The organism is Kribbella sp. DT2 (genome assembly GCF_049844575.1).
Classification (GTDB): domain Bacteria; phylum Actinomycetota; class Actinomycetes; order Propionibacteriales; family Kribbellaceae; genus Kribbella.
On the sequence record NZ_JBNCLH010000004.1, the window covers coordinates 373,070 to 398,311 of the forward strand.

Annotated in this window: 30 protein-coding genes; 10 read left to right on the plus strand and 20 right to left on the minus strand. The window is 69.4% G+C overall.

Annotated elements, in window-relative coordinates; all coding sequences use genetic code 11:
• Positions 1–12 precede the first annotated feature (12 nt).
• The gene (gene pstB / locus ACLQ2O_RS19765) at positions 13–789 is read left to right on the plus strand and encodes a phosphate ABC transporter ATP-binding protein PstB (protein ID WP_425833381.1); all 777 of its coding nucleotides are present in this window, start codon (positions 13–15) and stop codon (positions 787–789) included.
• A gap of 69 nt (positions 790–858) precedes the next feature.
• Here the strand turns inward: pstB and ACLQ2O_RS19770 are convergent, their stop codons facing one another.
• Positions 859–1,302, minus strand: coding sequence for a DUF2752 domain-containing protein (locus ACLQ2O_RS19770; RefSeq protein ID WP_425833383.1), 444 nt, complete (start codon positions 1,300–1,302; stop codon positions 859–861).
• 120 nt (positions 1,303–1,422) lie between these two features.
• Here ACLQ2O_RS19770 and ACLQ2O_RS19775 point away from each other — a divergent pair, with 120 nt between their 5' ends.
• Entirely contained in the window at positions 1,423–2,271 is an 849-nt protein-coding gene (locus ACLQ2O_RS19775; RefSeq protein WP_425833385.1) for an RDD family protein, read from the plus strand.
• 87 nt (positions 2,272–2,358) lie between these two features.
• Positions 2,359–3,024, plus strand: a complete 666-nt coding sequence (locus ACLQ2O_RS19780; protein WP_425833387.1) for an RDD family protein — start codon at positions 2,359–2,361, stop codon at positions 3,022–3,024.
• A gap of 61 nt (positions 3,025–3,085) precedes the next feature.
• Here ACLQ2O_RS19780 and ACLQ2O_RS19785 read toward each other — a convergent pair whose 3' ends face one another.
• From ACLQ2O_RS19785 to thiC, 5 genes are all read right to left on the minus strand, one after another.
• On the minus strand, positions 3,086–3,640 hold the full coding sequence (locus ACLQ2O_RS19785; RefSeq protein ID WP_425833389.1) for a hypothetical protein: 555 nt from the start codon (positions 3,638–3,640) through the stop codon (positions 3,086–3,088).
• Between the two features lie 46 nt (positions 3,641–3,686).
• Positions 3,687–4,286 (minus strand): transposase, encoded by a 600-nt coding sequence (locus ACLQ2O_RS19790; protein WP_425833391.1) that lies wholly within the window; start codon positions 4,284–4,286, stop codon positions 3,687–3,689.
• Between the two features lie 176 nt (positions 4,287–4,462).
• Positions 4,463–4,906 (minus strand): hypothetical protein, encoded by a 444-nt coding sequence (locus ACLQ2O_RS19795; RefSeq protein ID WP_425833393.1) that lies wholly within the window; start codon positions 4,904–4,906, stop codon positions 4,463–4,465.
• A gap of 122 nt (positions 4,907–5,028) precedes the next feature.
• Entirely contained in the window at positions 5,029–5,271 is a 243-nt protein-coding gene (locus ACLQ2O_RS19800; protein WP_425833395.1) for a hypothetical protein, read from the minus strand.
• Positions 5,272–5,351: 80 nt separating this feature from the next.
• A complete protein-coding gene (gene thiC, locus ACLQ2O_RS19805) occupies positions 5,352–6,980 on the minus strand; it encodes a phosphomethylpyrimidine synthase ThiC (protein WP_425833396.1) in 1,629 nt (542 codons plus the stop codon).
• A gap of 325 nt (positions 6,981–7,305) precedes the next feature.
• On the opposite strand from thiC, the gene ACLQ2O_RS19810 reads away from it, so the two are divergent.
• Both ACLQ2O_RS19810 and ACLQ2O_RS19815 read left to right on the plus strand, forming a co-directional pair.
• Entirely contained in the window at positions 7,306–8,046 is a 741-nt protein-coding gene (locus ACLQ2O_RS19810; protein WP_425833398.1) for a lysophospholipid acyltransferase family protein, read from the plus strand.
• Between the two features lie 192 nt (positions 8,047–8,238).
• Positions 8,239–8,775: a hypothetical protein gene (locus tag ACLQ2O_RS19815; protein ID WP_425833400.1), complete on the plus strand. Its 537-nt coding sequence runs from the start codon at positions 8,239–8,241 to the stop codon at positions 8,773–8,775.
• Here ACLQ2O_RS19815 and ACLQ2O_RS19820 read toward each other — a convergent pair.
• The 9 genes from ACLQ2O_RS19820 to ACLQ2O_RS19860 all read right to left on the minus strand — a co-directional run bounded on the left by ACLQ2O_RS19820 (position 8,772) and on the right by ACLQ2O_RS19860 (position 15,313).
• Positions 8,772–9,008, minus strand: coding sequence for a hypothetical protein (locus ACLQ2O_RS19820; protein WP_425833402.1), 237 nt, complete (start codon positions 9,006–9,008; stop codon positions 8,772–8,774). The two genes, ACLQ2O_RS19815 and ACLQ2O_RS19820, sit on opposite strands and share 4 nt — an antisense overlap.
• Before the next feature lie 13 nt (positions 9,009–9,021).
• The gene (locus ACLQ2O_RS19825; RefSeq protein ID WP_425833404.1) at positions 9,022–10,167 is read right to left on the minus strand and encodes an anion permease; all 1,146 of its coding nucleotides are present in this window, start codon (positions 10,165–10,167) and stop codon (positions 9,022–9,024) included.
• A 70-nt stretch (positions 10,168–10,237) separates the two neighbouring features.
• On the minus strand, positions 10,238–11,236 hold the full coding sequence (locus tag ACLQ2O_RS19830) for an anion permease (RefSeq protein WP_425833406.1): 999 nt from the start codon (positions 11,234–11,236) through the stop codon (positions 10,238–10,240).
• Between the two features lie 2 nt (positions 11,237–11,238).
• Positions 11,239–11,871 carry a DUF47 domain-containing protein gene (locus ACLQ2O_RS19835; RefSeq protein WP_425833408.1) on the minus strand — a complete coding sequence of 211 codons (633 nt, stop codon included), beginning with the start codon at positions 11,869–11,871 and terminating at the stop codon, positions 11,239–11,241.
• Between the two features lie 138 nt (positions 11,872–12,009).
• Positions 12,010–12,318 carry a DUF202 domain-containing protein gene (locus ACLQ2O_RS19840; protein WP_425833410.1) on the minus strand — a complete coding sequence of 103 codons (309 nt, stop codon included), beginning with the start codon at positions 12,316–12,318 and terminating at the stop codon, positions 12,010–12,012.
• On the minus strand, positions 12,315–12,650 hold the full coding sequence (locus tag ACLQ2O_RS19845) for a YidH family protein (RefSeq protein ID WP_425833412.1): 336 nt from the start codon (positions 12,648–12,650) through the stop codon (positions 12,315–12,317). The genes ACLQ2O_RS19840 and ACLQ2O_RS19845 overlap by 4 nt, the downstream gene beginning before the upstream one ends.
• Positions 12,647–13,879, minus strand: a complete 1,233-nt coding sequence (locus ACLQ2O_RS19850) for a glycoside hydrolase family 3 N-terminal domain-containing protein (protein ID WP_425833414.1) — start codon at positions 13,877–13,879, stop codon at positions 12,647–12,649. The genes ACLQ2O_RS19845 and ACLQ2O_RS19850 overlap by 4 nt, the downstream gene beginning before the upstream one ends.
• A 25-nt stretch (positions 13,880–13,904) precedes the next feature.
• Positions 13,905–14,390, minus strand: a complete 486-nt coding sequence (locus ACLQ2O_RS19855; protein WP_425833416.1) for a MarR family winged helix-turn-helix transcriptional regulator — start codon at positions 14,388–14,390, stop codon at positions 13,905–13,907.
• Positions 14,369–15,313 (minus strand): DMT family transporter, encoded by a 945-nt coding sequence (locus tag ACLQ2O_RS19860; protein WP_425833418.1) that lies wholly within the window; start codon positions 15,311–15,313, stop codon positions 14,369–14,371. Before ACLQ2O_RS19860 ends, ACLQ2O_RS19855 begins: the two co-directional genes overlap by 22 nt.
• A gap of 37 nt (positions 15,314–15,350) precedes the next feature.
• Here ACLQ2O_RS19860 and ACLQ2O_RS19865 point away from each other — a divergent pair, with 37 nt between their 5' ends.
• Positions 15,351–15,983, plus strand: a complete 633-nt coding sequence (locus ACLQ2O_RS19865; RefSeq protein WP_425833420.1) for a TetR/AcrR family transcriptional regulator — start codon at positions 15,351–15,353, stop codon at positions 15,981–15,983.
• Here ACLQ2O_RS19865 and ACLQ2O_RS19870 read toward each other — a convergent pair.
• Entirely contained in the window at positions 15,980–16,636 is a 657-nt protein-coding gene (locus ACLQ2O_RS19870; RefSeq protein WP_425833422.1) for an ion channel, read from the minus strand. The two genes, ACLQ2O_RS19865 and ACLQ2O_RS19870, sit on opposite strands and share 4 nt — an antisense overlap.
• Entirely contained in the window at positions 16,620–17,141 is a 522-nt protein-coding gene (locus ACLQ2O_RS19875; protein WP_425833424.1) for an acyl-CoA thioesterase, read from the minus strand. The genes ACLQ2O_RS19870 and ACLQ2O_RS19875 overlap by 17 nt, the downstream gene beginning before the upstream one ends.
• A 118-nt stretch (positions 17,142–17,259) precedes the next feature.
• Here ACLQ2O_RS19875 and ACLQ2O_RS19880 point away from each other — a divergent pair, with 118 nt between their 5' ends.
• A complete protein-coding gene (locus tag ACLQ2O_RS19880) occupies positions 17,260–18,183 on the plus strand; it encodes a hypothetical protein (RefSeq protein ID WP_425833426.1) in 924 nt (307 codons plus the stop codon).
• Between the two features lie 25 nt (positions 18,184–18,208).
• Positions 18,209–19,621, plus strand: coding sequence for a pyridoxal phosphate-dependent decarboxylase family protein (locus ACLQ2O_RS19885; protein ID WP_425833428.1), 1,413 nt, complete (start codon positions 18,209–18,211; stop codon positions 19,619–19,621).
• A 28-nt stretch (positions 19,622–19,649) separates the two neighbouring features.
• Here the strand turns inward: ACLQ2O_RS19885 and ACLQ2O_RS19890 are convergent, their stop codons facing one another.
• The 3 genes from ACLQ2O_RS19890 to ACLQ2O_RS19900 form a co-directional block, all read right to left on the minus strand.
• Entirely contained in the window at positions 19,650–20,318 is a 669-nt protein-coding gene (locus tag ACLQ2O_RS19890) for a fasciclin domain-containing protein (protein WP_425833430.1), read from the minus strand.
• Between the two features lie 153 nt (positions 20,319–20,471).
• Positions 20,472–22,019 carry a molybdopterin-dependent oxidoreductase gene (locus tag ACLQ2O_RS19895; protein WP_425833432.1) on the minus strand — a complete coding sequence of 516 codons (1,548 nt, stop codon included), beginning with the start codon at positions 22,017–22,019 and terminating at the stop codon, positions 20,472–20,474.
• 153 nt (positions 22,020–22,172) lie between these two features.
• On the minus strand, positions 22,173–22,793 hold the full coding sequence (locus ACLQ2O_RS19900; protein WP_425833434.1) for a flavin reductase family protein: 621 nt from the start codon (positions 22,791–22,793) through the stop codon (positions 22,173–22,175).
• Between the two features lie 63 nt (positions 22,794–22,856).
• Here ACLQ2O_RS19900 and ACLQ2O_RS19905 point away from each other — a divergent pair, with 63 nt between their 5' ends.
• Together ACLQ2O_RS19905 and mgrA are read left to right on the plus strand one after the other, a co-directional pair.
• Positions 22,857–23,870 carry a phosphotransferase family protein gene (locus ACLQ2O_RS19905; protein ID WP_425833436.1) on the plus strand — a complete coding sequence of 338 codons (1,014 nt, stop codon included), beginning with the start codon at positions 22,857–22,859 and terminating at the stop codon, positions 23,868–23,870.
• Positions 23,871–23,938: 68 nt separating this feature from the next.
• Positions 23,939–24,973, plus strand: coding sequence for an L-glyceraldehyde 3-phosphate reductase (mgrA, locus tag ACLQ2O_RS19910; RefSeq protein ID WP_425833438.1), 1,035 nt, complete (start codon positions 23,939–23,941; stop codon positions 24,971–24,973).
• The last annotated feature ends 269 nt before the right edge of the window (positions 24,974–25,242 follow it).

Genomic DNA, 25,242 nt, shown 5'->3' on the forward strand with positions numbered 1-25,242 from the left:
TACTGAACCGAAATGGCAAAGCGCATCGAGGTCAGCGGCCTCAACGTCTACTACGGCGACTTCAAGGCCGTCGAGGACGTGTCGATGACGATCGAGCCCCGCTCGGTCACCGCGTTCATCGGCCCGTCGGGCTGCGGCAAGTCCACCTACCTGCGGACCCTGAACCGGATGCACGAGGTGATCCCCGGCGCCCGCGTCGAGGGCAAGGTGTTGCTGGACCAGCAGGACCTGTACGCCACCGGGATCGACCCGGTCGCGGTCCGCCGCGTCGTCGGCATGGTGTTCCAGCGGCCGAACCCGTTCCCGACCATGTCGATCTTCGACAACGTCGCGTCCGGCCTGAAGCTGAACGGCGTCAAGGACAAGAAGAAGCTGACCGAGGTGGTCGAGAAGTCCTTGCACGGTGCCAACCTGTGGAACGAGGTGAAGGACCGCCTCGACAAGCCGGGCGCCGGACTGTCCGGTGGTCAGCAGCAGCGGCTGTGCATCGCCCGCGCGATCGCGGTCGAGCCCGAGGTGATCCTGATGGACGAGCCGTGCTCGGCGCTGGACCCGATCTCCACGCTGGCGATCGAGGACCTGATCGAGAAGCTCAAGGACCGCTTCACCGTCGTCATCGTGACGCACAACATGCAGCAGGCGGCCCGGGTCTCGGACCAGACCGCGTTCTTCAACCTGGCCGCGACCGGCAAGCCCGGCCGGCTGATCGAGATGGGCCCGACCAAGCAGATCTTCTCCAACCCGACCGAGAAGGCGACCGAGGACTACATCACCGGCCGCTTCGGCTGAGCTGCCGTTCCTGGAAGGCGCCGCGGGCAACGACTTCGCCCGCGGCGCTTTTCGTTGCCTGGAAGGGATCTAGACCAGGTTCCGCAGTACGCCGTACAGCATCATCACGCCCAGGAACACCATCGGCACCGTGCGCGCGAACCGCGCGCCCGGACGCGGCCGGGGCAGACGGAACCAGCCGAGCCGCTCCAGCGTCCATGCCAGCAGCAGGTAACCGACCACCAGCGCGACGACCGGGAGCACCACGAACATGGGCGGGTTGTACGGCCAGGCGCGTGCCACGTCGCCCTCGAGCAGGGCAGCGGCCATCCGCGTCGTCCCGCAGAACGGGCAGTTCAGCCCGGTGACGGCGTGCAACGGGCACGGCAGGCCGATCCGTCCGCCCGACAGTCCGTTGACCGCGGCAAGTACCGCGCCGCCGGCCAGGACCGCCGCCAGGCCACGCACCCGGCGGTCCAACGGCTCGCACGTGGCGGTGCCGGGCTTGATGCCTCTAGGGTGTGCCGGATGCATGGATCCACGGTAAACCGTCTCGGTGCCCGTGATCCGGACTCTCCGGAGCGGTGCGTGGCCGGTGAGCCCCAGACTCGCTAGCCTGCAATGACTCCTCAACGAAGATCAGAAGGGATCGTCGTGAGCACTCCGACGCCACCACCGGGTTTCGACCCCCAGGACCCGAACCAGGGCAACGGGGATCAGGCACCGGACCAGCCGGGACAGTACGGTCAGCAGCCGGGCCAGTACGGCCAGCCGCCCCAGGACCAGCCCGGCGGTTACCCGGGGCAGCCGGGCCAGTACGGCCAGCAGCCTGGGTACGGTCAGCAGCCGGGCCAGCCTGGATACGGCCAGCCGGGCCAGCCGGACTACGGGCAGCAGCCCGGGCAGTACGGCCAGCAGCCGGGTCAGTACGGGCAGCCGCAGCAGCCGGGCGCGTACCCGGGTCAGCCGGGTGGCCAGTACGGCCAGCAGCAGCCGGGTCAGCCGGGTGGGTCCTCCTACCCGTCGTACCCGCAGACCGGCGCGACGCCGTACGGTCAGCAGCCCTACGGCGGCTACGGCTACGGCAACCCCGGCGGTGAGCTGGCCACCTGGCCGGTCCGCGTCGGCGCCTCGCTGATCGACGGCATCATCATCGCGATCCCGTCCTGGATCGGGAACCTGATCTCCGGCGTCGGCGACGGTGGCAGCGGGACGACGATCATCGGCCTGCTGCTGAGCCTGGTCGCGCTGGGCCTGTGGATCTACAACCGACTCGTCCTGCAGGGCCAGACCGGCCAGAGCTGGGGCAAGAAGGCCCTCGGCATCAAGCTGGTCTCCGCCGACACCGGCCAGAACGTCGGCGTGGGCAAGGCGCTGCTGCGAGAGATCACCCACATCCTGGACGCCCTGCCCTGCTACCTGGGCTACCTGTGGCCGCTGTGGGACGACAAGAAGCAGACGTTCGCGGACAAGATCAACACCACGTACGTCGTCAAGCTCTGACCTCGTACCGTCTGCGCTACCGGACGCCGTGGCCTCTACCGGCCACGGCGTTCTGCTGTCCCCGCAGGTGCTGCAGAAAGGACTGTTGTGAGCACCCCTCCGTTCGACCCGAACCGCCCGCAGGACCGGCCGCCGCAGTACCCCGTCGTACCGGGGCAGCAGCCGCAGCAGCCGGGCCAGTACGGCGGCCCGCCGTCGCCGTACCCGGGCCAGCCCGGGTACCCGAACCAGCCGGCGTACCCGAACCAGCCGGGCGGCTACGGCCCCGCCCAGCAGGGCTACAACCCGTACGGGGGTGGCGGCGGCTATGGCTACAACTACTCGTTGCCGGGCCAGCTGGCCAGCTGGGGCTCCCGGGTGCTCGCGTCGATCGTCGACTCGATCGTCCCGATCATCGTGATCGTGGTCGGCGTGATCACCGCGCTCGCGATCAGCGGTGACAGCGACGAGCTGAGCAACGCCGGCGGCGCGGCGATGGTGATCGGGTACCTCGCGTCGATCGTCTTCCAGATCTGGAACCGGGTGGTCCGGCAGGGCCGCACCGGCCAGTCGCTGGGCAAGAAGGTCGTCGGCCTCAAGGTGGTCGCCCCCGAGACCGGCGCGCTGATCGGCTTCGGCCGCAACTTCGGCCGCGAGGTCTGCGCCTTCATCTTCAACCAGTTCTGCTTCCTGAACGTGCTCTGGCCGCTGTGGGACGACAAGCACCAGACCTGGCACGACAAGGTCGCGTCGGACATCGTCATCAAGCTCTAGGGTGTGTCTCCGAGGTGCCGTGCCGAGTGCCGCGCAGTAGGCGAGAATTGGGAGACACGCCCTAGTGGGACAGCGGAAGACCCGCGCAGGTGACTGACCAGAGCACGCTGGTGAACGTGCCGATGATGAACCGCTCCGCCACGGCCTGTGGCGTGACGGAGGCCGGCTGGTCCGGACTGCGGAGCTCGGGGTACCGGGCGAGGCCCTTGATGGCCAGCACGATCGCCAGTCCCTCCGGCCAGCCGGCCACCATCGAGCCGTAGATCGCGCCGCGCTCCAGCGCACCGATCAGCGCGCCACCACGCAGCACCTCGCCGGCCTGCTGGGTCGACTGGGACCTGGTGTTGTTCCGGTCGACCAGGGACAGGACGGACGTCGTGAGCGGGCCACCACCGGCTACGGCCAGGCAGCCTGAGACCAGGAGCAGCACGTTCCACCAGCCTTCGGGCCAGCCGGTGATGCCGTCGCCGGCCAGCAGGATGATGCCGTCCGCGACCAGGCAGGCCAGCATGACGCCGTTGACCACGATCTCGCTGATCGACCCGGCCGGCAGGATCCACGCCACCACGGCAAGGATCAGCCCGACCGCGGTGAGCACCAGTACGGCGGCCGTCATGCGGCCACCCCTGAGGCAAGGAGAACGGCCGCGAGGTCAGCGGCCGTCATGCAGCGGCACCCGGTGCGAGCAGCTCGGCGGCGAGCAGCCGCCCTCGTTGTTCCTCGGCGAAGCCTGCCGCCTGGGCCCGCTGGGTCACCGCCGACTGACTGATGCCGAGCTTCACGCCGATCTCCCGGCGGGTCAGCCCTTCGGCCAGCAGGTCGGCCACCGCCCAGCCGCGCTCGCTACGGCGTCGTAGTACGGACGCCATCAGCCAGAGCACGCTCTCCACCTGGTCGGCCAGCCGCGGGTCGTCGCCGACGACGTTCACGTGGTGGGGACTCGACTTGGCCTTGGTGACGGCGGTCCGGGCGTTGAAGAACGCCGTACCGCTGCCCGCGCGCGTACTGCGCGGGAGCGGCTGCTCGACCGCGCCGATCCCCAGGCCGATGTGCCAGCTGTCGGCGCGGATCAGCTGCACGATCACCTCGACCGTCGCGCGCGCCTCGGACAGCACCCCCTGCACCTCGTCGCCCGCCGTTCGCTCGAACTTGCGCAACAGACCGATCCGGCGCGGCCGCCGGTTCAGCGTGTTCAGCAGCTCGGGTACGAGATCACTCGCGCCGCCGCTGCCCCGCTGATCTACCGTGAGAACGAAGACCACCGCCCTGCACCTCCTTCTCCGACGCAGATTAAGGCTACAGTCTTATTCACGTAGAGTGAAGGAAAAAACCTGAACCGGTTCGCCCGATCACTCCCAGTGACCGCCCCGCAGGCTCACCGATTCCCCAATTCTCCGCTCAAAACGGTCCAGTCCGCCCACCGACTCACCGCCCGACTTCACTCGGAGTCAGGATTCCCCAGCACCTGAATCCCGCCCTCGACGGCGATCGCCAGCCGAACCCCGTCCGGGTGCAGAGCAGCCACCGGCGACGGTTCGTGCTCCACACCGAAGCAGGTCTGCCGGTCGGTGACCTCGATCTCCGGCCACTCCGCCAGCACCTCGCCGGTCGCGACGGACAGCACCCGCGGGTACCCGGACAACGACACGAGATTGTTGCCCTTCCCAAGCACCGTCCCGAGCGGACGCTCGCTCCGGTACCGGTGGCCCCAAGCCGACTTGCCGAACGACCAGACCCCGAACATGCAAGGCCCCAGCACAGCCCGCTCCCCGGAGTCGTAGCCCGTGGCAACCACCACCCGATCGGCATCCAGCCAGCACCCCGAGACAACCTCGGCGACCTCCGCGACGGGCAGCACCAGGTCGCCGTCACCGTCGAGCACACCCGGTACGACGAGCGCACGGCGCAGTAGTAGCTCCGGTCGAGCTCCCGCATCAGGCGTCCGTGCTTCAGTACAAGGGCTTTGGTCCCGCGCTCGCCGTACAGGACGGCGTCAGGAGCACGTCAGCTCTCGCACAGGAACGGCGCGCGCCGGCCGCCCGAGTGGTACTCGTACGTGCGGCCGCCGGCGCTGAGGATGATGCGGCTGCCGTTGGTGAGGACCTGGGCGTACATCATTCCCGGCTGCGGGCACCCGAGGCTGCTGTCCGGCCAGGTGACCTCCTCGGAGCTGACGAGGGTGATCTCGTCGACCGGGACTCCGGCGCGTTCGGCGAGGTCTGACTTCGCCTGGTCCAACGGCGTCATGGCGGGCTCCTGTGCGGCCGGGGATGGGAGTTGCCATCGTAGGGCGGCCCCGAGCATGTTGCCCGGGGCCACCACAACGATCAGTCCGCGAGCGGCAGGTAGAGCAACTTGTCGTGCGCCTTGAAGCTCTCCGACATCTCCGCGAAGCCGGCCTCGATGGCCTCCTCGGAGTCGAGTCCCTTCTCCGCGGCGTACTTGCGGATGTCGGCCGTGATCCGCATCGAGCAGAACTTCGGGCCGCACATCGAGCAGAAGTGCGCCGTCTTCGCGGGCTCGGCCGGCAGCGTCTGGTCGTGGTACGAGCGCGCCGTGTCCGGGTCCAGCGAGAGGTTGAACTGGTCCTCCCACCGGAACTCGAACCGTGCCGTCGACAACGCGTCGTCCCAGTCCTGCGCGCCCGGGTGACCCTTGGCCAGGTCGGCCGCGTGGGCAGCGATCTTGTACGTGATCACCCCCGTCTTCACGTCGTCACGGTCCGGCAGCCCGAGGTGCTCCTTCGGCGTCACGTAGCAGAGCATCGCCGTCCCGAGCCAGCCGATCTGCGCCGCGCCGATCGCACTCGTGATGTGGTCGTACGCCGGAGCGACGTCGGTCGCGAGCGGTCCGAGGGTGTAGAACGGCGCCTCGCCGCACAGCTCTTCCTCGAGCCGCACGTTCTCCGCGATCTTGTGCATCGGGACGTGCCCGGGACCCTCGATCATCACCTGGACGTCGTGCTCCCAGGCGACCTTCGTCAGCTCGCCCAGCGTCCGCAGCTCCGCGAACTGCGCCGCGTCGTTGGCGTCCGCGATCGACCCCGGCCGCAGCCCGTCGCCGAGCGAGAACGTCACGTCGTACACGCGCAGGATCTCGCAGAGCTCCTCGAAGTGCGTGTACAGGAAGGACTCCTGGTGGTGCGCGAGACACCACGCGGCCATGATCGACCCGCCCCGCGACACGATCCCGGTGATCCGCCGCGCGGTCAGCGGCACGTACCGCAGCAGGACGCCGGCGTGCACGGTCATGTAGTCGACACCCTGCTCGCACTGCTCGATCACGGTGTCGCGGTAGACCTCCCACGACAGCTCGGTCGGGTCGCCCTTCACCTTCTCCAGCGCCTGGTAGAGCGGCACGGTGCCGATCGGGACCGGGGAGTTGCGCAGGATCCACTCGCGGGTCTCGTGGATGTTCTTGCCGGTGGACAGGTCCATCACCGTGTCCGCGCCCCAGCGACTGGCCCAGACCAGCTTCTCGACCTCTTCCTCGATCGAGCTGGTGACGGCGGAGTTGCCGATGTTCGCGTTCACCTTCACCAGGAACTTCTTGCCGATGATCATCGGCTCGGACTCCGGGTGGTTGTGGTTGGCCGGGATCACCGCGCGGCCGCGGGCCACCTCGGACCGGACCAGCTCCGGGTCGACACCCTCGCGGACCGCGATGTAGCGCATCTCCTCGGTGATCGTGCCGGCCCGGGCGTGCGCCAGCTGGGTCAGCCGGTCCCGCCCGCCGACCCAGTCCTCGCGGATCGCCGGCAGACCGGCCTGTACGTCGATCTCAGCGGCCGGGTCCGTGTAGGGCCCGGAGGTGTCGTACAGGTCGAAGTGCTCGCCGTTGGTGAGGTTCACCCGGCGTACGGGGACGCGGAGGTCGCCCCGGTAGATCTTCTCCGAGCCCGAGATCGGGCCGGTGGTGACGGTCGGGCGAACGGAGTTGTTGCCGATGGTTGTCACGATGCTGCTCCCTACGCCGGAATTACCCGGACAGGTTCGGCGGTCGGCGGCACCGGTTCGCCCAGCCCGGCCGGACCTCTCGGTCCACCGGGGGTGCGCAGTCCAGCCGCCCTCTCAGCCCGCTGCAGCGCGAGCTCCCGCGTTTCGACTTTCCGCCGCCCACGATAGCCAACCCACGGTGTACTGCGTACGGGATCCCGCGCGTCGCCGGCCTTCCACCCATCGCCACCCCCACGGAACACCGTTCGAGACCGGCGTGCCGGGTCCGCCGCCGGGGGGTTGACGCGTGATGCAAGTCCTTGACGCCGGCCGGTAGCGTCGAGCCATGCGAGACATTGTCTACCCGCCGGTGATCGCCTTCGCGAAGACCGCGTTCAAGGTGCTCGACCTGAAGTTCACGATGGTCGGCACCGAGCACGTGCCGCGGACCGGCGGGGCGGTGATCGCGCTCAACCACATCAGCTACGTCGACTTCGTGATCGGCGGCTTCGGTGCGCAGCCGAGCAAGCGGCTGGTCCGGTTCATGGCCAAGGAGGTGCTGTTCCGCAACCGGTACTCCGGGCCGCTGATGCGGGGCATGCACCACATCCCGGTCGACCGCGACGCCGGCTCGGCGTCGTACCGGCAGGCGCTGAGCTACCTGAAGAACGGCGAGATCGTCGGGGTCTTCCCGGAGGCGACGATCTCGCGGTCGTTCGAGCTGAAGGAGTTCAAGACCGGGACGGTCCGGATGGCCGCGGCGGCCGGCGTACCGGTGATCCCGATGATCCTGTGGGGCACCCAACGGATGCTGACCAAGGACCACCCGAAGGACTTCTCCCGGCACCAGAACGTCTCGATCACCGTCGGGGCGCCGATCCCGGTCACCCGTCAGGACGACGCGACGGAGGCGACCGAGCACCTGCGGACCACGATGGCCGGGATGCTCGACACGACGATCCGGGCCTACCCCGAGCAGCCGGCCGGTGCCTGGTGGCTGCCCGCCTCGTACGGCGGGGGCGCGCCGACGCCCGAGGAGGCCGAGCGCCTCGACCAGGAGGAGCTGACCAAGCGCCGTAACCGCTGACCTGGCGCGAAAGGCAGCCGCCCGGCTGTTGCGTCCGCGGACAAGACCTTGACCCCGGGCGGACTCGGGAGTACCAAGAACCTTTGATTGTCGTGCTGGACCTGGGGGGTCCCTCTCGGCGACGGTCGACGGCACCTCGCGCCACGCGGGGCGCCGGCTGACGGTTCCAGGCGGGTCGGGGGAAGGTTTGTGGTGTTCGATTCCGAGGAGTTGCACCTCTTCGAACCGGGGCGGTTGAAGGTCGCTCCTCAGATCGCGGAGGAGATCCCGGACGCCGGGGTCTTCTTCCTGTCCTGGGCGACCCAGGAGCTGCGCGCTGACCAGGCGCGCGAGATCGAGTCCGCGGTGAACGGCCGGCGCTGCACCAACGGCTGGTTCCCGCTCGGCAGCCTGAGCAGCGTCACGCTCCGCGGCTTCCGGCCGGGCCCGCTGACCTACCTGGCGCGGATGACCGCCGAGGACCCGGAGATCCTGCGCCGCTGGGCCACCCGGGCCCTGCCCGACCACGGCCGGACGGGCGAGGCGAAGCGGCGGATCGACGAGACGTCGAACCACCTGCTGCTCAGCCAGGGCCACGCGGCCGCGGCGACCTGGGTGGTCGCCGTACGGCCGCAGGCGTACCTGGACGTCGGACTGCTCGGTGACAAGCTCTACGCGACCTGGGACGCGTACCTGAACTCCCTGCGCCCCAAGGACATGGCCAAGGCCGTACGGCGCTGGAACCGCTAGCTGTGGAACTGCGGGACGATCAGGTAGAGCCCGTAGAGCACCGCCGCGACGCAGGCCAGGAAGCAGAGCCCCGCGACAGCCGTGTCCACCGGTGAGACCGACCGCTTCTCGTCCACGGCGACCGCTCGCCGCGACAGCGCCGTCACGCCGAACGCGAACAGCACCGCCACCCCGACGCCGAAGAGCAGGCTGACCACCGCGACCTGTCCGAGCGCACTCCAGTCGATGTGCATCCGCTGACTCCTCTCAGGCTGCCGGCACCGACGACGGCGGCGGCGTCGTCGTCGTACCGGGGTACTCGTTCACGTTGCCGGAGGTGACCGGCTTGCGGCGCGAGGCCATGTAGATGGCGAGCCCGGCGACGGCGGCAACCACCGCGATGATGGCCACACCGCCGTTGCCCGAGTTGGCGACGCGGCCGCTCAGCGCACCGACCACCGCAGCGGCCGGCAAGGTGAACAGCCAGGCCAGCGCCATCCGTCCGGCCACCGTCCAGCGGACCTCGGCGAGGCGCTTGCCGAGGCCGGCGCCGAGGATGCTGCCCGAGCAGACCTGCGTGGTCGACAGCGGGAAGCCCAGGTGCGACGACGCCAGCAGTACGGCGGTGGAACTGGTCTCCGCGGCGAACCCCTGCGGCGACTCGATCTCGGTCAGGCCCTTGCCCATCGTGCGGATGATCCGCCAGCCGCCCAGGTAGGTGCCCAGGGCAATCGCCAGGCCGGCCGAGCCGATCACCCACAGTGGCGGCCGGGAGCCCGGCGCGAGCGTGCCCGAGGTGATCAGCACCAGGGTGATGATGCCCATCGTCTTCTGCGCGTCACCGGTGCCGTGCGCCAGCGAGACCAGCGAGGCCGACGCGATCTGGCCGGCCCGGAACCCGTCGTCGACGGTCTTCTTCCGGCCGCGCCGGGTGATCGTGTAGGCCAGGTAGGTGCCCAGCAGCGCGATCACGCCGGCGATGATCGGCGCCGCGACGGCGGGGACGACGATCTTCTGCACGACGGTGCCGAAGTTGACCGCGCCGCTGCCGGCCGCGATCCAGGTGGCCCCGATCAGGCCGCCGAACAGCGCGTGCGACGACGAGCTCGGCAGGCCGAGGTACCAGGTCAGCAGGTTCCACAGGATCGCGCCGACCAGGCCGCCGAAGATGATCGGGACCGTCACCTTCGCGTCGTCGACCAGCCCGCTGGAGATGGTCTTGGCGACCTCGGTCGAGACGAACGCCCCGACCAGGTTCAGTACGGCGGACAGACCGACGGCGACCTTGGGTCTGAGCGCGCCGGTCGCGATGGAGGTGGCCATCGCGTTCGCGGTGTCGTGGAAGCCGTTGGTGAAGTCGAACACCAAAGCGGTGACGATCACCACGATGACGAGGAACGACAGATCCATCACGATCACATCCCGGGAGGGCGGCGTCAGGAACGCATCGGACGCTAATCCTTCCGGGTGAACCGGGCGTGAACTACTCGAGGATCCAGTGCGCCAGCCAGTAGCACGCCGCCGCCACCACGCCGGCCGCCGGGATGGTCAGCACCCAGGCGGTGACGATTCCCTTCGCGACACCCCACCGTACGGCGGACAGCCGCTTGGTCGCGCCGGCGCCCATCACCGCGGAGGTGATCGTGTGCGTGGTCGACACCGGGGCGTGCAGGCCGATCGCCATCACGTAGAGCACGGTCGCGGCGACCGCCTCGGAGGCGAAGCCGCGGGCCGGGTCCAGGTGGATGATCCGGCGGCCCAGCGTCCGCATGATCCGCCAGCCACCGGAGTAGGTGCCGAGCGAGATCGCGGTCGCGGCGGAGATCTTCACCCAGATCGGGATGCCCTGACCGGGCTGGACGTGACCGGTGCTGAGCAGGGCGAGGAACATCACGCCCATCGTCTTCTGGGCGTCCTGCAGGCCGTGCCCGAGCGCCATCGCGGCCGCGGACAGCGACTGGGCCAGGCGGAAGCCCCGGGTGGTCTTGCCGGGGTTTCTGCGCCGGAAGATCCACAGGATCGCGGTCATCAGCGCGAACGCGCCGAGGAAGCCGATCGCCGGGGACAGCACCATCGGGATGACGACCTTGTCGACGATGCCCGACCACAGCACGACGCTGGTCGAGGCCAGCCCGGCGCCGACCAGGCCGCCGATCAGCGCGTGCGACGAGGAGCTCGGCAGGCCGAAGTACCAGGTGATCAGGTTCCAGGTGATGGCACCGATCAACGCCGACAGCACGATCACCAGGCCGTGCTGGCCACTGGGGGTGACGATGATGCCCTTGCCGACGGTGTCGGCGACCTCGGTCCCGAGGAAGGCGCCGAGGAAGTTCATCACCGCTGCCATCAGCAACGCGACCCGGGGCGTCAGCGCCCGGGTCGAGACGGAGGTGGCGATCGCGTTGGCCGCGTCGTGGAAGCCGTTGGTGTAGTCGAAGATGAGCGCGATCGCGATGACCGCGATGACGAGCGCGAGCTCCACGCTCAGCTCTCCTTGACGGCGATCTGCTCGACCGTGTTCGCGACGTGCTCGAACGCGTCGACGGCGTCCTCCAGCAGGTCGATCACGGTCTTCACCTTCATCACCGTCAGCGCGTCGAACTCACCGCTGAACAGCTTGGCGATGATGCGCCGGTGCACCGCGTCACCGGTGTTCTCCAGCCGGTTGATCTCGATCCAGTACTCGGCCAGGTCCTTCATCGTGCGCAGCCGCGGCATCGTCTCCGAGGTCAGCGCGGCCATCCGCTGCAGGACCTCGATCTGCTCGGCGACCTCCGCCGGCAACGACTCCAGGTTGAACAGGTGGATCGAGTCGACGGCCTCTTCCATGAAGTCCATCACGTCGTCCAGGTCGGACGCGAGACGGTAGATGTCCTCACGGTCGAACGGCGTGACGAAGGTCGAGTTGACGCGGCGGATGATCGAGTGGGTGGTCTCGTCGGCCGCGTGCTCGGCATCCTTCATCTGGGCGGCGATCTGGTGACTGGCCGCCAGACCGGTCCCCGCCGTACTGCCGAGCAGGTCGGCCAGGATGCGGGCTCCGTCGACGAGGTGGTTGGCGGACTCGGTGAAAAGGTCGTAGAACGTCGGGTCGTTCGGACGCAGACGTAACGGCACTTCAAGCTCCGGGTGAACGAGGGACAAACCGTGAACATGCTAGGGGCAACGGACCGTTGAGCTGACATCCGTCCTGGCAAGGTACCGCGAGATTGTGAACACATTGACTCAGCGCGACCAATCCGTGACCAGCCGGTGTCAGCGAGTGACCACCGCGTAGAGGTCGAACAGCCCGACCAGCAGGACCAGACCGGCGGCCGCCTGCAGCACTCTTTCCTTGCCCAGAAAGCCCGGCGGCCGGGAGTCGGCCGCCTGCCGGTAGACCGCGCTCACGGCGGCCCAGCAGGCCAGCGCCAGGACGACGACCACGACGCCGAGCCCGGTCCGGACTCCCGACGTCCCGTGCCCGGACGCGAGCAGGAGGACCCCGTTGGCGACCAGGCCGAGGGCGGTCCGCCGCCAGGCGAGCAGCGTGCGCTCGGGCTGCAGACCGGGGTCGCGGGTCATCGCCACAGGCTGAACAGCAGGCCGACCAGCCCGACCACCACGATCGTTGCCCCGAGCATCAACGGCAGGCGGGTCACGGGCAGCCGCCCGCCCTGCCGCATCGCGGTCAGGTTCGCCTGCCAGCGGCGGAAGGCGCCCGCGGTGGTGACCAGCCCGGTGAGGACGAGCACGATGCCGATGATCCTGGCCGGCCAGCGGTCCGGGCCGAGATCGAGGAACTGGACCGCTGACAGGCCGCCGGCATAACAGGCGAGTGATGTCCGCAGGTAGGCCAGGTACGTGCGTTCGTTGGCCAGGGTGAACCGGTAGTCGGGTTCTTCCTCGGGGATCACCCGCAGCTCACCAGTGCCCGGCTCTGCTTCAGCGCGAGGACCCGGCGCACACTGGCGTCGACCTTGGCGGCGAACGCCTTGTCCTGCTGGGCCTTCGCGACCACGGCGTCGACCATCGCCGAGGTCAGCGACGCCTTCGCGGTGATCACCACGTCACCGCCCGCGGCGATGAACAGCGTCGCCCGGTCACCGGCCGGCACGGAGGCCACCTCGGCGGCGGCTCCGACGTCGTCGGTGATCACCACCCCGTCGTACTGGAGATCGCCGCGGAGCATGCCCTGGATGATGGTCGGGGAGAAGACGGCCCGGTTGGTCTTGTCGATCTTGCTGTAGGTGACGGTCGAGACCATCACCAGGTCGCTGCCCGCCTTGATCCCGGCAGCGAACGGCGCCAGGTCGGCGTCGCCGCGGACCGTGACGGAGTCGACGACACCCGAGGAGAAGTCGGTGTTGCCGCGGACCCGCCCGAGGCCCGGGAAGTGCTTGACCGACGTCATCACCCCGGCGGCGTCCATGCCCTTCACGAACGCGGTGACGTGCTCGCCGATCGGGCCCGGCGTACTGCCGTAGTTGCGGTCCAGCGCCCCGATCGGCGCGTTGTCGTCCCCGAGCGACTTCGGTACGACGTCCCCGACCGGCGCGAGGTCGAGGTTCACGCCCGCCTGCTTGAGCTGCTTGGCCCACAGGGTGGCCTGGCTGGTGAGCTTCTCCGCGGACCAACCGGCCTGGACCGTCGCGGCCGGGATCCGGTCGAAGCCGGAACCCTTGAGCCGCTGGATCTTGCCACCCTCCTGGTCCGCGGCGACGAACGGCTTGATCCCGTCGACCGTGGCCGCGGCGGTCGCGGCGGCCGTCGCCGTACGGGTGTGACTGAGGCTGCCACCGTTCCCCATCAGCAGGATGCCGCCCGGCTTACGACTCCGTACGACGGTGCGCTCGTCCGACGTCATACCGGTCGCGCTGATGCCCGTCATGATCAGCTGCGCCGCGCGCTCCCGCACGGTCAGCCCGGCCAGCTTCTGGTCGAGGCAGCCGGCCGGCGGCGTGCTGGACGGCGTACTGGGTGGCTGCGACGACGGTGTGGACGGCGGCGGAGTGTCCGTCGGCGGGATCGTCGCCGACGACGAGGGGGCCGTGCTGGGCCCTGCCGTCGGCGAGCTCGAGTCGGAGCATCCGGCCAGAAGGAGTGCGGTGGCTGTGACTGCGGCGACGCCCTGGAAAGTCTTCATCGACGCCCATTGTGACCGACAGGCCTCAGCTGGGCGCCCAGGCGGGACTGTCCTCGCTGCCACCGGAGTCGCGAACCAGGGCGGCGCAGATGTCGTGCAGCTGCTGGACCTGCTCGTCGGTCAGCGGGTCGAAGACCGCCGAACGGACCGTCTCGACATGCCCCGGCGCGGTCTCCTTCAGCTTCGCGCGGCCCGCGTCGGTGAGGATCGCGACCTGACCGCGACGGTCGGACGAGATCCCCTCACGGCGGACCCAGCCGACCTGTTCGAGCCGGTTCACCGCGTGCGAGAGACGGCTGCGGGACCCGAGGGTGGCGACGGCGAGCTCGCTCATCCGGAGCCGTCCGTCGGTGGCGTCGGAGAGCCGGACCAGGATCTCGTAGTACGTGTGCGGCATCCCGGCGTCGCGCTGCAACTGCTGCTCGATCCGCCCGTTGACCACCCGCTGCGCCGCGATGAACGCACGCCAGGCCTGCTGCTCTTGCTCGTTCAGCCACCGCGGTTCCGCCATGACCGCAGCGTAGCCATCTCGGGGTCGCTTTGCCGGGGGTTCGGCCAACGAATCAGCAGGACGGCGATCGCGCAGACGCCGATCCCGAGGACGGCGAGCAGACCGATCGTCTCGTGGAACATCAGGTAGGCCAGCACCATCGTGGTCGGCGGCACGAGGTAGAGCAGGGAGCTGACGCGGGTCGCGCCGGACAGGCGGAGGTTGACCAGGTACAGCCCCCAGCCGCCGGTGGTCGAGAGGACGACCAGCCAGACCGCGGCGCCGTAGAAACCCAGCTCGTGCGGGACGGTCATCTGCTGGGTCACGGTGGCGAAGGTCAGGAAGAGGACGCCGGAGACCAGGCTTTGCAGGCAGAGCGCGTCGAGGAGGTGGGCCTTCGGCCGGCGCTTGCGTTCGAGGCACGTACCGGCGGCGAGGCCGAGCAGTCCACCGAAGGGAAGCAGGAAGAGCAACGGTGATCCGTGGCCCAGGTCATCGGCAACGACCAGGCCGACCCCGCCGAGGCCGACCAGCAGGCCCGCCCACTGCAGCGGTGACACGCGTTCGCCGAGCAGGGGTCCGGCGACGGTGGCGATCAGGATCGGCTGGAGCGATCCGATCAGGGCGGTCAGACCGGCGGGAATGCCGTGGTCGATGCCGGTGAAGATCAGGCCCAGGTAGACGAACTGGGTCAGGAACGCCATCGCGACGTGGGTCAGCACGTCCGCGCGGCTGATCCTCGGCCGGCGGATCGCGAGGACCAGGGCGGCGACCGCGCCGGCCAGCAGGAACCGCCAGGCGAGCAGATCGACTGCCGAGCTGTACGTCGTACCCCAACGGGCGCCGATGAAGCCCGAGCTCCAGAACACGACGAACCCGGCTCCCGCCAGCAGCGGGATCATCGTGGTTCTTCGTGGAACCGGGAGGACTTCCGTAGCGGTCATGCCTCGAAGTAACCACACCGGTCGGTATACTGTCAGTATGGTCGATCAGCAGCTGAGATCCGCCCTGCTCGTGGAGCGCAACGGGACCGACGTCCCGGTCAAGCCGCTGACGCCCGCCGGGGAGCGGATCCTGTCGGCGGCGTCGACGTTGTTCTACGCCCAGGGCGTGCGCGCGGTCGGCGTCGACGCGATCGCGGACGCCGCCGAGGTGACCAAGAAGACGCTGTACGACCGGTTCGGCTCGAAGGACCGGCTGATCGCGGCGTACCTGGAACGGCGGAACCGCCAGTGGCACGCGTTCCTCGACGACCAGCTCGCCGAGCGGAAGCCCACCGGGCCCGAAGAGGTGATCCTTGCGCTGTTCGCGGCCCTGAGCGACTGGATGGAGGAGTCGCAGCGCGGCTGCGGGTTCATCAACGCGAGCGTCGAGCTGGCGGCTCCCGATCACCCCGCGATGGCGGTGATCGTCGGGCAGAAGCAGTGGATGCGGGCGGAGTTCGTCGCGCAGGCCGAGCTGGCCGGGCTCGACCAGGTGGACGAGCTCGCGGACCGGTTGCTGCTGCTGCACGAGGGAGCGCTGGTCAGCTTCCGGATCGCGGCCATGCCGCACGCGCCCGAGGTCGCTCTTCGGGCGGCCAGGGATCTGCTCGCTTCCTGGCCGCGCCGCTAGCTCTTCTTGGCGACCGTGAGGCCGACGAGCCGGGAGACGACCATCGCGACGTATCCAAGACCGGCCAACTGCTCGAGCATGACCACGGACCGCGCCCAGGACTTGATCGGGACGATGTCGCTGAGCCCCGTGCTGGACAGGGTGGTGAAGCTCAGGAACAGCAGCTCCATCCACGTCCGGTCCTGCTGCGGGTTGACCGCGGCGGTGAAGCTGCCCGGGTCGAAGGCCTGAACGACCACGAACACGTACGCGAATCCCCACGCCACCAGCGTGAACGTCGCGCCGGTCGCGTAGAGCTCGTCGACGCTGACGTCGTGGTCGGACAGCATGTACCGCAGCAGGCTGTACGCCGCGTAGAAGTAGAACGCCGCGTGGAACGCGCCGGAGATCGGCACGATCGCGTCGGTCGGGCGAAACGCGTCGACCATCGACAGGACCACCGCCGGGATGCCCAGGCAGACGCTGACCCAGGTGAGACCGGGGGTCGAGCGGACCGAGAAGACCGCCAGCACCAGGACGACGATGCCGAGCGTCTCGAACGCCACCCGCCCACCGCGCGATCCCTCCATCGCGGGATAGATCAGTACGCCGAGCAGCTGGACGACCAGCAAGATGGCCGACGGGTGCCGCCGCGCGCTAGTGAACAACGTCATCGAGGTCCTCGCGGGAGGCGATGATCGCCTTGCGCCGGGCCAGCCGGTGACTGCGCCGGATCTCGGCCTCACGCATCCGGCGCCGGTCCTCGTCGTTCTCCGGCTCGACCTGCGGTACCGCCCGCGGCTGACCGCCGGCGTCGACGGCCACGAACACCAGGTACGCCGTGGCGACGTGCACCTGCGGGCCGACCGAGTCCCAGCGGTCCGCGGTGATCCGGACCCCGATCTCCATCGAGCTGCGGCCGGTCCAGTTCACCTGGGCGGTGAAGTGCACGACGTCGCCGACCCGGACCGGGACCAGGAACTGCATCTCGTCCATCGACGCGGTCACCGCCGGACCGCCCGAGTGCCGGGCCGCGACCACGCCGGCGACCGAGTCGACCAGCGTCATGATCACGCCACCGTGCACCGTGCCGAGCAGGTTCGTCTCGTTCTGCGCCGTGATGTGCGACAACGAGAGCCGGGCCGCCGACGACGGCCGCGACGCCGGGGTGTCCGACATACCTCACACTCCTAGGACTCGACTGCGGGCAGGATAACCGCCGGGTTGTCCACAGCCCGCGAACTCGTCGCGTCCAGGCGCCCGAATCCTCGTACTTTCTTTGGCGAGGAGGTACTTCATGACCATCCAGCATCCACCGGAACGGGCTTCAGGCAACGACTCTGCCCTGGCTCCGCTGACCGGGGCGCAGGCGGCCCATCTCGTCCGGCTGTCCCTCGACGCCGCCGGCGAGCGCGGGCTGCGGGCGACCTTCGACGGGACCGACGCCCTGCTCCTGGCGCCGGGACCGCTCCTGCCCAATGTCCGATCCAGCATGGTCGCCGGTCTTGGCAACCTTGCCCGCATCGTCGCCACCGAACATCCGCACCGTTGGCCCCAACTGGTCAGCGACCACTTCGACCGCCTCGGCGAGCACCTCAGCCACGGTCCACCCGCACCACCCACCGACCCGGTCCGCGACCTCGTCGCCCGACTCGTGCCCACCAGCTCGCTCCCACCGGACTGGACGGCCGGCACGCCCGAGTTCCTGCCCGGACTACTTGCCGTACCGGCGACGCACGACGAGGGCGTCGTCACCCTCCACCTCGACCCTGCCGACTTCGGCATGACCCGTGCCGACGCTCTCGACGCGGCCTTGGCCAACCTCCGCCGTCTCCCCGACCGGCTCGAGTCCGTCGACCACGACGGCGCCACCCTCGCGGTCATCGGCGGTTCCAGCTTCGCGGCCTCGCGTGCTCTGGTCCTCGACACGGTCCTGCGCGAGACCCTTCACGTCGAGAACCCACCGCACGGCGTGCTCGTCGCCCTGCCTGCCCGCGGTCTGCTGCTCGTGCACGTCGTCACCGACCTCTCGATCCTGCCCGCCCTGGCCGTCATGCTCGGCCTCTCCCTCCGCGCCTACTCGGTCCAACCCGGCCCCCTGACTCCGTGGATCCAGTACGTCACCGGCTCGCGCTGGCGTCCCGCGACCACCCAGCCCGCGGACCTCGAGGCCATCCACCTCACGCCGGTTCTGCAAGCCCTGACGCGCACTCTCAGCTGATCCATGACCTCCACCCCTCGACCGAATGGGACAGTCGGACCATGCAGCCTTCGTCGCACTCGCACCAGCTCTTCACCCGCGCGGCAACGCACGCCGCCGCCTTCGCGACTCCCTCGCCGAACGACCCGTCAACGCTGCCAGGTCCTACCCGGAGGTCCGCGCCGACTTCCGCCGACCACTCGGTGACGAGGGCAGGCCGGCCTCCGAAGTGATCGACGAGCTGATCGCTGTCGCCGACCCCGGAATCGTCGCGAGCGCGGGCCCGCGCTACTTCGGATTCGTCGTCGGCGGCGCTCTCCCCGCCGCGACCGCGGCCGAGATCCTCGCCGCCGGCTGGGATGAGAACGCCTGGAACAGCGTGCTCTCCCCCGCCGCGGCCGCCGCCGAGCAAGCGGCCGCCGACTGGCTGAAGGAACTACTCGGACTCCCTCCGGCCGTTTCGGCCGGGTTCGCCACCGGCGCGCAGTCCGCGAACACGATCGCCCTGGCCGCCGCCCGGAACCACGTGCTCGGCCTGGCCGGCTGGGACGTCGAAGGCGACGGCCTGGCCGGAGCACCTCAGGTCCGCATCCTCGCGGGCGAGGAACGCCACGCCACGATCGACCGTTCGCTGCGACTCCTCGGCTTCGGCTCCCGCTCCCTCGAGCTCGTGCCCGCGGACTCCAACGGCGCGATCGACCTCGGCGCGTTGCGGGCCCGGCTGGCCGACCACACCGGCCCGCTGATCGTCTGTCTCCAAGCAGGCAACGTGAACACCGGTGCCGCGGACCCGCTCGGCGCTGCCTGCGATCTCGTCCACGAGCACGGCGGCTGGGTCCACGTCGATGGCGCCTTCGGTCTCTGGGCAGCGGCGAGCCCCAGCCTCCGCGACCAGGTCAGCGGTGTGGAACGCGCGGACTCGTGGGCCTGCGACGGGCACAAGTGGCTGAATCTCCCGTACGACAGCGGTTTCGTCTTCTCCGCCCATCCCGCGGCGCACGCGAACGCCCTGGCCTACAGCGCGTCGTACCTGGTCGCCTCGGGTGAACCAGAGCCAGGTGACTATGCCATCGAGTCCTCCCGCCGCGGCCGCGGGCTGGCCGTCTGGGCAGGCCTGCAGGAGTTGGGCCGCACGGGGGTTCGCGATCTCGTCGACCGCTGCTGCGGCCTGGCCCGGTCCTTCGCCGACCAGCTGAGCGCCGCTGGGTACGAGATCGGCAACGACATCGTGCTCAACCAGGTCCTCGTCTCGTTCGGCTCGGAAGACGAGACCGACCGGGTGATCGAGGAGATCCAGCGCTCCGGCGTCTGCTGGATGGGCGGTACGACGTGGCGCGGCCGGCGCTACCTGCGGATCTCCGTGTCGAACCACCTGACGACCGAGGCGGACGTCACGGTGTCGGTGCGGGCGATCATTGCCGCCGGCAATGGAACTGGGCGGCGCCACCATGAAAGGTGACACCGCCCAGGTCAGTGGTGAGCTGCGATCAGCTCATCGGGGGCATCAGGACGGTGTCGATCAGGTAGACAGTCGCGTTGGCCGTCTTCACACCGCCGCAGATCACGTTGGCGTTGTTGACCTTCAGGTTCTGACCCGAACCGGTCACGGTCAGCTCCTGCTTCTCGGCCGTCGCGTGCTTGCCGACGACCGCGGTCGCGTCGAGCTGACCCGGGACCACGTGGTAGGTCAGGATCTTGGTCAGCAGCGCACTGTCGGTCTTCAGCGTGTTGATCGTCGCGGCCGGGATCTTCGCGAACGCGGAGTCGACCGGCGCGAACACGGTGAACTCGTCGCTGTTCAACGTCGAGACCAGGTTGACCTTCGGGTTCAGCTGCCCCGACACCGAAGCGACCAGCGTCTTCAGCAGCGGGTTACCCGCAGCAGCCGAAGCAACCGGCGCGGCAGCCATACCGTCGATCGAACCAGCGCCGGTGGCGTTGGCCTTCGCGTAGTCCGCACACCCCGGGCCGACCAGACCCGACATGTTGTCAGCCGACGGCGACATGCTCGGCTCGGTCGAGGTGGACGTGGAGGCCGACGGCGTGCTACCGCTGCCGCTGTCGGCGTTGTCGTCGCCACCGCCACAGGCAGCCGTTGCGAAGAGCAACGAAACGGCGGCGGCCGAGATGGTGACGCGCTTCAGGGTGTTCGACATGACGATCGTTCTCCTTTGGATGGTGCTGCTTCGGTACTGAGAGGTGTGGTGCTGAAAAGGGTGTTGCTGGAAGTCCGTGCACATCTCGCGCGCTCGAGACCGCAGTGGAGCGGGGGCGGGCCGGCCAGTGCTTCGGCCGTCCGGCGGCATCGGTTACTCGACCATCACCACCGTGTTGTGCAGCCCGCTCGACCCGTTGGGCCGGGGCGCGGCACGATCGGAGGTCTGCACCTGTCCGGTCTTGTCGGTCGCGCGGACGGTGAGCGTGTGGTTGCCGGAGGTCGCGTCCCAGCGGAAGGTCCACTGCCGCCAGATGTCGATGCCTGCCTCGTCGGCGAGCTTCGCCTCCTGCCAGGGACCGTCGTCGACCTGGACCTCGACCTTCGCGATCCCGCGGTGCTGTGCCCAGGCGACTCCGGCGGCGACCGCAGGCCCCGGCTTGACCCGGGCGAACCCCTTGGGCACGTCGATCCGCGAGGACGTCTTGATCGGCGCCTCGACGGACCAGCCGCGGTCGGTCCAGTAGGCACTGAAGTCGTCGAACCGGGTGACCTCGAAGTCCACGATCCACTTGGTCGCGGACACGTAGCCGTAGAGGCCCGGGACGACCATCCGCACCGGGAACCCGTGCTCGAACGGCAGCGGCTCACCGTTCATGCCGACCGCGAAGATCGCGTCCCGTCCATCGGTCAGCGCGGTCAGCGGCGTGCCGATGGTGAGCCCGTCGACGCTGGTCGACTTCACCGCGTCCGCACCGGCCTGGACTCCGGCCTCGCGCAGGATCTCCGCGATCGGTACGCCGATCCAGCGGGCGTTGCCGACGTACGGGCCACCGACCTCGTTGGAGACACAGGTCAGCGTGATGTCCCGCTCGATCAGGCGTCGTTCGAGCAGATCGGCGAAGTTGAGCCGGATCTCCTGGTCGACCATGCCGTGGATGCGCAGCTCCCAGTTCCGCGGGTCGACCTTGGGAACGGTGAGCAGCGTGTCCACCCGGTAGAAAGACTTGTTGGGCGTGGTGAAGGGGCTGACGCCCGCCGCATCCGCGGCTGCTCCGGCCGGCAGAGCCTTCGCCCGGCTGGCCGGGACCGGCAGCCGGATCCCGCGCCGAGTCGCTTCGTCGACGCCACCCGGCAGCACCCGAGAAGCCACCCCACCGGCGGCACCGGCCGCCCCCAGGGCGAGCGTGGTCACCAAGAACTTCCGCCGATCGAAGCCGGCGGGCGCCTCGGCCTCAGGCTGCGCAGTCTTCCCACGGAGCCGGTAGCCGCGGGTCCGCAGCACCAGGTACATCCCGACAGTTGCCACCAGCAACGTGATGACACCCGGAAGCACCCGCACCACCGCGTTGGACGCCAACGACCGCCCGGTCGCCGCGGCGAGAATCGCCAACAGCCCCAGGAGAACCGTCATCCCCAACGCGACCCGGGGCCGCTTCGCCCCGACCGCACCGGCCACGAGCGCGAACACCGCGACCGCGACCAGCACTCCACCCACAAGAATCGGCTTGTCCGCGGTGCCGAGGTTCTTCACCGCCCAGTCCTTGGCCGGTCCAGGTGCGAGGTCGATCAGCTGAGTCCCGACCCCGACCACCGGCGACGTCCCGCCGGCGAGAGCGGCCGTCAGCTCGCCGAGGCCAAGACCGGCCGCGGCGGCGAGCAAGCCACCCAACGCTGCAGGGATCCGCTGATGCGAAGTCATGCCCGGACTTCGGACCCGTTCCGCCGCCGGATGGGTTGCCACCGGAGAAAACTTCGAGCCATCGCCGAACCGCTGACCGAGATCCCCTTACTGATCAAGGGTTCTCTGACCGGTCAGGCTGTTTCCCCCGGACTCCCGCGCCCAGGAGTCCGCTCAGTCGGCGGGTTGGTAGTGCCCGGGCCAGTCGTCGTAGCGGATGCGGGTGATGTCCAGCACCTCGCCGATCGTCGACCACTCGTTCTGGCCCAGGCGGGCGAGTGGGCGGAGGCGGTTGATGTCGGGGTGGTCGCCGTCCATCACCTCGGCGGCGACGGCCAGGTGACGCACTTGCCCGATGACCACCGTGGAGTCGCCGAGCTCGAGGGTGGTGTGCAGCGTGCACTCGATGGCCACCGGGGACTCGGCGACCCTCGGGACCGCGATCGTCTTCGAGGGCTCAGTGGTCAGACCCACCGCTTCGAACTCCGAGATGCCCGCGGGGAAGTTGGTACCGGTGGCGTTGACCTGCTCGAACAGCGGCTCGGTGGCGAAGTTCACCACGAACTCGCGGGTCGCCTCGACGTTGTTCAGGCTGTCCTTGCGGCCGACCGAGGTGAACTGCACCATCGGCGGCCGGACGCAGGACACGGTGAAGAACGAGTGCGGCGCCAGGTTCAGCACGCCGTCCGCCGAGACCGACGACACCCAGGCGATCGGCCGCGGCACCACCACCGAGTTCAGCGCCGCGTAGAACTCCCTGCCACCGACGATCTCCGGATCCAGATCAACTCGCACCCCGCCAGTATCGCGCCCGAAAACCAGTGGGCCCGCACCGGACTCCCCCGCAGACTGGCACCGATGACTCCGATCCAGACCGCGGCACGAGCAATCGCCACCGCACACAGCGTCGACCCCGACGACCTCACCGAACTCCCCGGCGGCGTCGCCAACCACGTCTTCCGCCTCGGTCCGACACTGATCCTGAGAATCCCCCGGTCCCACGACTTCACCGCCGACCTCCACAAGGAGATCACTGTCATCCCGGCCGCTCGCCGCGCGGGCGTCCGAACACCTGCCATCGTGGCCCAAGGCATCATCCCCGTCGACGGCATCCCCACGCCGTACGTCGTGATGGACCGGGTCGACGGCACCGACCTGGTCACCCGGCCCGGAACCTCCATCTGGCCAGACCTCGGCCGAGAGGTCGCGCTGCTCCACCAGGTTCGTCAGCCCGGGCCGAGCGGCGCCTCCGCCTCCGCCTCCGCCTCCGCCTCCGCCTCCGCCTCCGCCTCTGGCAGGCTGCCCGAAGGCTCCGACACCGACAACTCGTCATCGATGGAACTGCCCGGCGTGCCGGAGGACTCCGGTACCGGCCGGGGCTCTGCCGACGAGCTGGTGGACGGCGGGTATCTCGATCCTGAGACAGGCCAGTGGCTCAGTTCCTGGATGGACGAGCTGCGCGGGCGGTTCGACGAGAGCTCGCCGAAGGTTCTGCTGCACGGGGACCTGGCTCCGCAGAACCTGATGGTCGACGACGCCGGGCGGTTCGCGGCGCTGATCGACTGGGGAGACGCGGCCTGGGGACCGCGCGGGATGGAGTTCGCCAAGCTCCGGCTGGAGGACGTCGCGCGGGTGCTGCCGGCGTACAAGGAGGTCGCGGACGTGCGGTTCGGGCCCGGCGAGCTGGAGGCGGCGGTGCTCTGGTTCCACCTGCAGTGGGGACTGTCGAACCTGACCGGCCCGCCGCGCCCCGGCGAGCGGCACTGGACGGCGCCGCCCGCCAGCCGGATGCTGGGAGTGCTCCGCTTCCTGACCTCGGGCCCACCCACGCCCTGGGACGAGCTGATCAAGAAGGTGGATCTCTGGGTCTGATCGACGCCGGTTGTACTGAAATACAAGGGGTTCGCGGACTTGTCACGACATGGTGCAGACTGAGAATCGTGACTGACTACACAGCAGCTGAGAACCGGTACGACGACCAGATGGCCTATCGGCGGACGGGACGCAGCGGCCTGCAGCTGCCGGCCATCTCGCTGGGTCTGTGGCACAACTTCGGTGACGACAAGCCGTTCGCGACGCAGCGCGACATCCTGCGCCGGGCGTTCGACCTTGGCGTCACCCACTTCGACCTGGCGAACAACTACGGCCCGCCGTACGGCTCGGCGGAGACCAACTTCGGTACGCACTTCGCCCGGGACTTCGCGAAGTACCGCGACGAGCTGATCCTGTCGACCAAGGCCGGGTACGACATGTGGCCGGGCCCGTACGGTCAGGGCGGCGGCTCGCGCAAGTACCTGCTCGCCTCGCTCGACCAGTCGCTGGACCGGATGGGCCTGGACTACGTCGACATCTTCTACTCGCACCGCTTCGACCCCGACACCCCGCTCGAGGAGACGATGGGCGCGCTCGACTCGGCCGTCCGCTCCGGCAAGGCGCTGTACGCCGGCATCTCGTCGTACTCGGCCGAGAAGACCCGCGAGGCGGCCGCGATCCTGGCCGACCTCGGCACGCCGCTGCTGATCCACCAGCCGTCGTACTCGATGCTGAACCGCTGGATCGAGGAGGACCTGCTCGACGCCGTCGGCGACCTCGGCGTCGGCGTGATCGCGTTCTCCCCGCTGGCCCAGGGCATGCTCACCGACCGCTACCTCGACGGCGTCCCCGCCGACTCCCGCGCCGCCCAGGGCAAGTCCCTGAGCACCGACATGCTCACCGAGGAAACCCTCAAGCACGTCCGAGCCCTCAACGAGATCGCCAAGCAGCGCGGCCAGTCGGTAGCCCAGCTGGCCCTCGCCTGGACCCTGCGCGACGACCGAGTCACCAGCGCCCTGATCGGCGCCTCCAGCGTCGCCCAGCTGGAGGACAACCTGGCCACCGTCAAGAACCTGAAGTTCACCCAGGAAGAGCTCGACGCCATCGACGCCGACGCCGTAGAAGCCGGCATCAACCTCTGGAAGAAGAGCTCGGACAACTGACCAAGAGCCCGCCTGCGCCGGATGTCCGCAGGCGGGCGGCGGCCTACCCGCCACAGCACCCACCGACCAGCGGGGGCACCGGGCACAACCCGGTGCCCCCGCTGTCTGCCGCCTCGGGCTTGCGCCCGGCTCGGCTTGAGCCGTCTTGGGCCCGGCTCGGGGCGGTGTGGGTGTGCGGGGCGGTGTAGGTGGTGCGGGGCGGTGTAGGTGGTGCGGGGCGGTGTAGGTGGTGCGGGGCGGTGTAGGTGGTGCGGGGCGGTGTAGGTGGG